Raw genomic sequence first — 7,970 nt, 5'->3', positions numbered from 1 at the left:
GGGCCGCCCGACTCTCCCGCCCGCCCGCCGGAGCCGGCGGCGCCCCGCCCGCGCCCGGCCGGCCCGCACGCGCCGGAGCCGGCGTGATCCGCGTCCTGCTGGTCGACGACCAGCACCTCATCCGCGCCGGCCTGCGCATGCTCTGCGACGCCCAGCCCGACCTGGAGGTGGTCGGCGAGGCCGACAACGGCCGGGAGGCGATCGCCCTCGCCGCGCGGCTGCTGCCCGACGTGGTCGTCATGGACCTGCGGATGCCCGGCGTCGACGGCATCACGGCGACCAGCCGGATCCTCGCCGAGCGCCCCGCCACCCGGGTGCTGGTGCTCACCACGTTCGGCGACGACGACCACCTCTACCCCGCGCTGACCGCCGGCGCCTGCGGGTTCCTGCTCAAGGACGCACCCCCCGCCGACCTGCTCGACGGCGTACGCCGGGCGGCCGCCGGGGACAGCCCGTTCAGCCCGGAGGTGCTGCGGCGGCTGGTCCAGCGGGCGGTGCACGCGCGCGCCGGGACGCCCCGACCGGTGCACGGCCTCACCACACGCGAGCGGGACGTGCTGGACCTGGTGGCCGAGGGCCTCTCCAACACCGAGATCGCCGACCGGCTGCACATCGGCGTCACCACGGTCAAGACCCACATCACCAGCCTGATGACCAAGACCAACAGCCCGAACCGGGTACGCCTGGCCCTGTGGGCCCGCGGCGCCTGAGCGCCGGCCGGCCTCACTCCTCGATCGCGCCGCCCACCGCGCGCAGGTGCTCCCGGAACGTCAGCCCCGGGTTCTCGGCCCGACCCGCCAGGTACGCCCCGAACCCGACCTGCGCCCGCAGCGGCTCACCGGCCCGGATCCGGTCGGCCTGCCGCCGCTCGGTGTCCCGGATGGACTCCGCCAGGTCGAACAGCCCGCCGACCCGGCCGGCCGGCACGAAGAGCACCCCGTCCTCGTCGGCCAGGGCCACGTCGCCGGGATCGACCGTGCACGACCCGACCCGCGCCGACGCCAGGGCCTCGGCCGGCCGCGGGTCCAGCCGCTGCGGCCCGGTGGGGGTCGCGCCCAGGCTGAACACCGGCAGCCCGACCGACCGGATGTCGTCGGTGTCCCGGTGCAGGCCCCACACCACGACGCCGGCCAGGCCGGCGGCCCGCGCCTCCAACACCACCAGGTCGCCGACGCACGCCTCGTCGGTACGCCCGTCGTTGTCCACCACCAGCACGTCGCCGGGGGCGGCCCGGTCGATCGCCTCCAGGAAGATGTCGACGCTGCCGACGTGCCGGGCCGGCAGCACCCGGCCGGCCAGCCGCCCGCCGGCCAGCACCGGCCGTACGCCGGCCGGGGCGCAGCGTACCGGGACGGCGGCCCGCAGGCAGGCGTCGGCGACGTGGGCGGTGGTCAGGGCGGCGAACCGCCGGGACAGCTCTGCGCGGTCGATGCTCATGGGCCCGACGCTAGCCAGCCGGCCCGGCCGTGGGAGGGGCCAGTTCCCGGCTCGTGGCTCCGGTTCGTCGCCCGCTCACCAGGGGCGCCGGACCTCGGTACGGATCAGGTGGGGCGGGGCGTGCGCGTCGGCGGGCGGAACGGTTCCGGGCGGGCTCGGGCGCGCCGGGCCATCCGGCTCGACCGCCGGGCGCGCGGGGTGTGCCGGGCCAGCCGGGGCAGGTGCGCCCGCAGCGGCGCATCACCCGGACGGCCTGGCCGAGGCGGGCCACCGCGTCGGCCAGGACCGGCGGGATCGGTTCGCCGTACTGGAGGGCGGTGGCGGAGCGGCGGGCCACCGAGCGGGCGTACAGGATCACCCGCTCCAGGTGCGCCGCGGCGCCTGCGTACCGGTGGAACTGGGCGCGCCGGCGCCAGCGGACCGGCGCGAGGGTGACCACCTCCTCGGCCCCGCTGAGCGCCTCGTTGAGCCGTCCCACGTCGGCGTCGAGCCCGCGCATCCGCTCCAGGGACCGGACCGCCGCGTCGGCGTCCTGGGTGGTCAGCGCCCGGGCGACGGCGTCCAGCTCGGTGGTGAGCGTGCTGACGATCGGCTCGGTCGCCCGGTCCAGCACCCGCAGCGGGTTGACCGGCAGCAGCAGCGCCACCACGAAGAGGCCGACCAGGCCGCCGACCAGCGCGTCGAAGATCCGGGGCAGCTCCAGGCCGGGCTCGACCGGGGCGAGGGTGGCGATCAGCACGGCCGTACCGCCGGCCTGGCCGACCAGGGCGCCGCCACGCCCGGCGACCAGCAGCGCGGTCGCGATGGCCAGCGTGACCACCAGGCCGGTCTGCCAGGACCCGGAGCCGAGCAGGTCGCGCAGCACGTCGCCGACCACGATGCCGAGTCCCACCCCGACCAGCAGTTCGAAGGTGCGCCGGGCCCGCTGGCCGATGGCGGTGGCGATGGTGCCGACCGCGGCGGCCGGCGCGAAGACGTGCGCGCCGGACCCGAGCAGGCGCTGGGCGAGCAGCGCGGCGAGCGCGGCGGCGAGCCCGGCCTGGACGGCGATCACCACGGTGACCTCCAGTTGGCGCAGCCGCAGCCGGCCGGCCATACTCCCCTCGGCGCGGGCGTGGGCCAGCGCCTGCCCGGTCCGCTCGGCGGCCCGGTCCAGGGGCGAGCGGACGGTGTCGGGGCGGTCGTCGGCCATGGCGGCGGTTACCCGGTGCGGCGCGGGTGAATCGTCCGGGTTGCGGCGCGCGTGCTCCGCCGGCCGGTTCTGGGCGGCGTCAGCCGGCCCAGCGGCCGGCCAGCACCGCGACGCCGTCGCCGTCCAGTTCAGGCAGGACCACCCGACGACCGGTCAGCGTCAGCAGCATCGCCTCGCCGGTGCCCCGCACCACCGGCCCGGTCCCGGACGCCCAGCCCAGGTCGGTGGCCTCGAACCGCAGCCCGGCCACCCGGCGCCGGTCGACGAAGCCGACCGCCCGGCCGCCGGCCAGGAAGTCCAGCGAGGTGCGCACCCGGTCGGGGTCCAGGTCGGCGGGGAGGCCGAGCGGCCGGCGGATGTCGAGCCCGTGCACCTGGAGGTCGGTGAGCTGGCCGAAGTATCCGACCACCGGCGGCCGGAACCGGTGCTCCGCGTGCTCGCGCAGGGCGGCGGCCAGCTCGGCGGCGGGTCTCCGGGCCACCTGCTGGGCCAGCCGCGCGTTGGCCACGTGCAGCCGGAAACCGGCGCGCAGCACCATCGGCAGGAGCGTCCACGGTGATCCGACAAGCGGCGACACCAGGTGCCCGGCGACCTCCCGCACCGTCCACGAGCCGCAGAGGCTCGGGGTGTCCAGCTGCGCCGGAGTGAGCGAGTCGATCAGGTCGGCCGTCCGGCGCCGCTCGGCGGCGATCATCGGCAGCAGATCATTTTCCACCGCGCCATTCTGGCCGTCGGCCGCCACCCGCCGGCGCCCAGGGCCGGGTCAGCGTCGGAAGGTGCGGTCGAGCAGGTCGAACAGGGCGGCCCAGTGCCGCTCGGTGGCCCGCTCGTCGTACATCGGGGTGTCCGCCTGGGTGTAGCCGTGGCGGGCACCGGCGTAGACCTCCGAGCGGTAGGTGACGCCGGCCGCGTCCAGCGCCTTGTCCAGGGTGGCGATCTGCTCGGTGGTCATCGACGGGTCGTGGTCGGCGTGGCCGAAGTACAGCTCGCCGGTCACCGCGCCGACCCCCAGGTGCGGGCTGTTCGGGGCGTCGGTGACCAGCCGCCCGGCGTGGAAGGTGGCCGCCGCGGCGATCCGGTCCGGGTGCGCCTCGATGGCCCGCAGCGCGTTGGTGCCGCCCATGCAGTAGCCGACGGCGGCCACCGGGCCGGGCGCGACGCCCGGCTGCGCGGCGAGGAAGTCCAGGTAGGCGGCGGTGTCCCGGGCGACCACGTCGGGGGTCAGCGCGCCGATCATCGGGGAGACCTTCTCGAACAGCGCCCCACGGAGGGTCTCGTCGCCGAGGCCGGAGAGGTCGACCAGCGGGGCCCGGCCGAAGCGGTGGAACAGGTTCGGCACCAGCACGACGTACCCGCGGGCGGCGATGGTTTCGGCCATCTCGGCCAGCCGCGGGCGCAACCCGAACGCGTCCATGAACATCAGGACGGCGGGGAAGGGGCCGTCGCCGTCGGGCCGGACGAGGAAGGAGTCCGCCACCCCGTCGCCGGTCGGCACGTCCACGGTCGTCGTCTGCACGCTACGAACCTCCCTGAGCTGTGCGTTCCGCCGTGCACGCTACCCCCGGCCCGGGAGACCGGCACGGCGAGCCCTTCCGGCCGGCCCGACGACCGGGCATCCTGGGTGGATGGGAGAGGTGCGACCGATGCCCAGCTTCGGGGACCTGTTCACCGACCTGCGCGGCGAGGACCGGACGCTGCGGGTCAGCTACCACCCCGACCGGGGCGCCGTGGTGCTGTCGCTGTGGAACGGCACGCTGTGCCGCGGCTCGTTCCGGATGCCCGCCGACGACGTGGACCGGCTCCTCGCGCTGCTCACCGCTGTCCGGATCGCCGCCGGCGGGGCGACGCGGCCGGTCCCGGCACGGCCGCCGACGAGAGCGAGGGCGCGGCCGGGTCCCCGGTCCCGGAACCGTCCGTCGAACGCACCGGCGACGTCTCCGGGACCGTCCGCCGCGTCGCCCTGCCAACGCCCCGGGTCGCCTGAAAACTGAAACCGGACGAAGGGGCAGCTTTTTCTTCTTCCGCGCACTACCGTCTCTGGTAGGACTTCGGAAGGGAGGGACGATGCTTCCCGTCTCACCACACGTCATTGGCCACCGCCGCCCCGCCGCGCACGCCGCGCTCGGGATGGCCCTCCTGGTCGCCGGCCTGGCCGTCCCGGCCACCCCCGCCTCGGCCGCCGGCCCGACCACCGGCACCACGGTCACGCTCGCCGCCGCCAGCCAGCCGACTCTGCGGCAGGGCTCCCGGGGTGCGGCCGTCAGCCAGCTTCAGACGCGGCTCACCGCCCTGCGCTACGACGTGGGCGGGGTCGACGGCATCTTCGGGCCGTCGACGCACCACGCGGTCGTCGCCTTCCAGAAGGTCAACGGCCTGGTCCGGGACGGCATCGTCGGGCCGCGCACCTGGGCGGCGCTCGATCATCCGGTCGTCCCGAAGCCGAAATACACCCACCCCGGCTACTCAGTGGAGGCCAACCTCACCCGGCAGGTGCTCTACCTGGCCAAGGGCGGGTCGGTGGTGCGCATCCTGGACGCCTCCAGCGGCAAGGCCAGCACCCCCACGCCGACCGGCAACTGGACGGTGCAACGGCGCATCGACGGCTGGCGGCAGAGCGACCTCGGCCTGCTGTGGCGGCCGAACTACTTCTACCGCGGCTACGCGGTGCACGGCGCCACCTCCGTGCCCACCTACCCGGCCAGCCACGGCTGCGTCCGGGTGCCGGTCCCGGCGATGAACCGGCTCTGGACCACCATCCGCATCGGCACCCCGGTGCACATCTACCGCTGACGGCGGTCGGACAGCGGCTCCCCGGGGCGGGCCGGCGGGTCGTTTGCGGCGGCGGAGTGCGGGAACACGCCTTCCTCCAGCCGAGAGGGAGGCGCCGAGGTGGACCAGGACGAGTTCATCGGCTCGGTGGCGAAACGCTGCGGGATGTCGTCGGAGCAGGCGGCGGCCGTCACGCGGGCCACGTTGACCACACTGGCGGAGCGGATCGACGGCGGGGAGGTCCGGGATCTGGCCGGCCGGCTCCCCGAGGCGCTGCGGGCGTACGCGTTCGGCGGCAGCGAGACCGGCGAGCGGTTCGGGCTCGACGTCTTCGTGGAGCGGGTCAGCGGGCGCGCCGACATCGACGTGGACCGGGCCAAGGACGGCGTGACGGCCGTCTTCGACGTGCTCCGGGACGCCGTCGACCCGGCCGGCTACGCGGACGTCGTGGCCCAACTCCCGGCGGAGTACGGCGAGGTGGCCGACCAGACCGCACCCTTCGTCCAGCGCAGCCAGTGACGGGCGGCGGGCGATGAGCGTGGGCGACGAGGAGCCGCTGCGCCGGCCGCCGGAGGCCGACGCGCAGGAGCAGCGACAGGACGAGACGGTGGTCGGCCCGCCGGACACGATCTCGGCCGCGGTGCCCGAGGCGACCGAGGCGGACCTGGCCGAGCAGGGCGTGCTGATCCCACCCAGCGACAGCACCAGGCTGCCCGACGCGGTGCGCGACGACCTCACGCCGGCCGACGCGGTGGAGCAGAACCAGGAGATCCCGACCCCGGACGAGGACCGCCGGGACTGACCGCTCAGCGGTCCGGGCTGTCCGCAGCGGCCATCACGCGCAGCGCGTTCGGGTCCAGGCCGATGCGCACCGGCGTCTGCCCGTAGGGTTCGCCGTCGACCTCGATCCGCGCCGGCCGGTCGGTCTCCAGCCAGAGCTGGCGGACGGCCAGGAACGGTTTCTCACCCAGGGTGCGGCGGTGGCCGGCCGCCGCGTTGCGCGCCGTCTCGCGCAGCAGGCCGCGCCGGCTCGGCCCGCCGACCGGGTACGCGACCAGCAGCCGGTCGTCGGCGTTGGCGTCCGCGGTGATCGGGCGGCCGGCGTGGAAACCGCCGTTGGCCACGTACACCTGGTGGGTGTCGAAGCCGTGCTCCCGCCCCTCGGCGCGCACCGTGACCCGTAGCGGCCGGTGCCGGGCCAGCAGCCCCAGCGCGGTCAGCGGGTACGCGAGCCGGCCGACAACCCGCTTCAGCCGCGGCGGCGCGGTCAGCATGATGTCCGCCGACAGCCCGATCCCGACGTGGTTGGTGAACCGGGTGTCGCCGATCAGCCCCAGGTCGACGTCGATCACCTTGCCGTCGGTGAGCAGGCCGACGGCGGCGTCGAGGTCGAGCGGGACGCCGACGGTGCGGGCGAAGTTGTTGGTGGTGCCCAGCGGCAGCAGGCCCAGCGCCATGTCCCGGTGGGCGAGCAGCCGGGCGGCCGCGCCGATGGTCCCGTCGCCGCCGCCGGCGACCAGCAGGTCCGGCCCGAGGCCGGCGGCCTCGGCGAGCACCCGGTCCAGCTCACCGGGCCGGTCGACCGGGTACGCGCCGAGCAGCATGAAGCCGGCCGCGCGCAGTCGGGAGTGGACGGTCTCGTAGAGCCGGCGGCCCCGGCGGGAGTGGGCGTTGACGACCAGCGCCGCCCGCCGCCCGCCCCGGATGGCCGCCCCCAGCTCCTGCTTGGTCCGCACGGTTCCCGACCCTATCCGCCGACCCGCCCCGGCGACGGCAGCCGGCGGGTCACGACGTAGGGAAACACCCGATTACCGGCGGTCACCGCCGCCCTAGCGTCGACCGCATGGCACGTCATGCGCTTCCGCCGCCCCGGACCGGCACCCGACCCCGGACCGCCCGCGCCGCCCGACTCGGGCTGCCGCCCCTGCTCCTGCTGGCCCTGCTCGGGCCGGCCGCCTGCGACGGCGCGGGTGACACCCCGACCGCGGGACCGGCGGGAGTGGACGCCGACGCCGGGGACGACACCACCGGCGGGGACGCCGCCGCCGACCCGGCGAACAGCGTCCGACCGCCGTGCCCGTTCACCGCGGCCCAGGTGTCCGACCTGCTCGGACAGCCGATGCGCGACGAGGGCAACTGCGTGTTCGGCGACGGCAAGGGGGTGGCCAGCCTGACCGTCACCACGGCCTCCGCGACGGCCGGCCGGGTGACCTACGACTACGAGCACGAGCAGGCCGGCGAGCGGTACGGGCGGGTGGTCGACCTCGACCGGGGCGACCAGTCGTACCTGGCCGCCAAGGACGTCGTGGGTGAGGCCGTGCTGATCAGCGGCAAGGGGGCGTACACCCTGACCCTGAGCAGCATCGGCACCGACGTGGCCGGCTACGAGCGGACGCTGCGCCGCCTGCTCGATGCGATCCCGGCGTGAGGGGACTCCTGGTGCGTACCCGTGTCCTCCCGACGCTGGCCCTCGCGGCAGCCCTCCTCGCGCTGCCCACCGGTTGCGGCCGCGCCGACGACCCGCCGGCCGCCGCCGCGCCGCCGACCGGCGCGGTGCCGGCGGAGCCCGAGC

At 76.0% G+C, this 7,970-nt stretch carries 11 protein-coding genes; 6 read left to right on the top strand and 5 right to left on the bottom strand.

Annotated features, from left to right (window positions below):
• Positions 1-83 precede the first annotated feature (83 nt).
• Positions 84-710, top strand: coding sequence for a response regulator transcription factor (locus B0E53_RS30435; protein WP_107079145.1), 627 nt, complete (start codon positions 84-86; stop codon positions 708-710).
• Between the two features lie 13 nt (positions 711-723).
• On the opposite strand, the gene B0E53_RS30430 is transcribed toward B0E53_RS30435, so the two are convergent.
• The 4 genes from B0E53_RS30430 to B0E53_RS30415 all read right to left on the bottom strand — a co-directional run bounded on the left by B0E53_RS30430 (position 724) and on the right by B0E53_RS30415 (position 4,145).
• A complete protein-coding gene (locus B0E53_RS30430; protein WP_107079144.1) occupies positions 724-1,437 on the bottom strand; it encodes a dimethylmenaquinone methyltransferase in 714 nt (237 codons plus the stop codon).
• A gap of 10 nt (positions 1,438-1,447) precedes the next feature.
• A complete protein-coding gene (locus B0E53_RS40280) occupies positions 1,448-2,629 on the bottom strand; it encodes an FUSC family protein (RefSeq protein ID WP_281492928.1) in 1,182 nt (393 codons plus the stop codon).
• 79 nt (positions 2,630-2,708) lie between these two features.
• Positions 2,709-3,344 (bottom strand): maleylpyruvate isomerase family mycothiol-dependent enzyme, encoded by a 636-nt coding sequence (locus B0E53_RS30420; RefSeq protein WP_210406276.1) that lies wholly within the window; start codon positions 3,342-3,344, stop codon positions 2,709-2,711.
• Between the two features lie 48 nt (positions 3,345-3,392).
• On the bottom strand, positions 3,393-4,145 hold the full coding sequence (locus B0E53_RS30415; RefSeq protein WP_107079142.1) for a dienelactone hydrolase family protein: 753 nt from the start codon (positions 4,143-4,145) through the stop codon (positions 3,393-3,395).
• Positions 4,146-4,272: 127 nt separating this feature from the next.
• On the opposite strand from B0E53_RS30415, the gene B0E53_RS30410 reads away from it, so the two are divergent.
• The 4 genes from B0E53_RS30410 to B0E53_RS30395 all read left to right on the top strand — a co-directional run bounded on the left by B0E53_RS30410 (position 4,273) and on the right by B0E53_RS30395 (position 6,200).
• Complete coding sequence (locus tag B0E53_RS30410; RefSeq protein WP_107079141.1) at positions 4,273-4,620, top strand: hypothetical protein; 348 nt, start codon at positions 4,273-4,275, stop codon at positions 4,618-4,620.
• A gap of 73 nt (positions 4,621-4,693) precedes the next feature.
• Entirely contained in the window at positions 4,694-5,419 is a 726-nt protein-coding gene (locus B0E53_RS30405; RefSeq protein ID WP_107079140.1) for a L,D-transpeptidase family protein, read from the top strand.
• Between the two features lie 99 nt (positions 5,420-5,518).
• The gene (locus B0E53_RS30400; protein WP_107079139.1) at positions 5,519-5,917 is read left to right on the top strand and encodes a DUF2267 domain-containing protein; all 399 of its coding nucleotides are present in this window, start codon (positions 5,519-5,521) and stop codon (positions 5,915-5,917) included.
• A 13-nt stretch (positions 5,918-5,930) separates the two neighbouring features.
• Positions 5,931-6,200, top strand: coding sequence for a hypothetical protein (locus B0E53_RS30395; protein WP_107079138.1), 270 nt, complete (start codon positions 5,931-5,933; stop codon positions 6,198-6,200).
• A 4-nt stretch (positions 6,201-6,204) separates the two neighbouring features.
• Here B0E53_RS30395 and B0E53_RS30390 read toward each other — a convergent pair whose 3' ends face one another.
• On the bottom strand, positions 6,205-7,134 hold the full coding sequence (locus B0E53_RS30390; RefSeq protein ID WP_107079137.1) for a YegS/Rv2252/BmrU family lipid kinase: 930 nt from the start codon (positions 7,132-7,134) through the stop codon (positions 6,205-6,207).
• Positions 7,135-7,241: 107 nt separating this feature from the next.
• On the opposite strand from B0E53_RS30390, the gene B0E53_RS30385 reads away from it, so the two are divergent.
• Positions 7,242-7,826 (top strand): hypothetical protein, encoded by a 585-nt coding sequence (locus B0E53_RS30385; protein WP_107079136.1) that lies wholly within the window; start codon positions 7,242-7,244, stop codon positions 7,824-7,826.
• The last annotated feature ends 144 nt before the right edge of the window (positions 7,827-7,970 follow it).

It is taken from the genome of Micromonospora sp. MH33 (assembly GCF_003013775.1).
GTDB classification, from domain to species: domain Bacteria; phylum Actinomycetota; class Actinomycetes; order Mycobacteriales; family Micromonosporaceae; genus Micromonospora; species Micromonospora fulviviridis.
The sequence above is the reverse complement of the archived record's forward strand: the minus strand, read 5'-3'. Positions and strand labels throughout refer to the sequence as shown.

Coding starts and splice junctions, on each gene's coding strand:
- B0E53_RS30410 (WP_107079141.1), top strand. CDS start 4,273: ATGCCCAGCTTCGGGGACCTGTTCACCGACCTGCGCGGCGAGGACCGG.
- B0E53_RS40280 (WP_281492928.1), bottom strand. CDS start 2,629: ATGGCCGACGACCGCCCCGACACCGTCCGCTCGCCCCTGGACCGGGCC.
- B0E53_RS30430 (WP_107079144.1), bottom strand. CDS start 1,437: ATGAGCATCGACCGCGCAGAGCTGTCCCGGCGGTTCGCCGCCCTGACC.
- B0E53_RS30395 (WP_107079138.1), top strand. CDS start 5,931: ATGAGCGTGGGCGACGAGGAGCCGCTGCGCCGGCCGCCGGAGGCCGAC.
- B0E53_RS30385 (WP_107079136.1), top strand. CDS start 7,242: ATGGCACGTCATGCGCTTCCGCCGCCCCGGACCGGCACCCGACCCCGG.
- B0E53_RS30405 (WP_107079140.1), top strand. CDS start 4,694: ATGCTTCCCGTCTCACCACACGTCATTGGCCACCGCCGCCCCGCCGCG.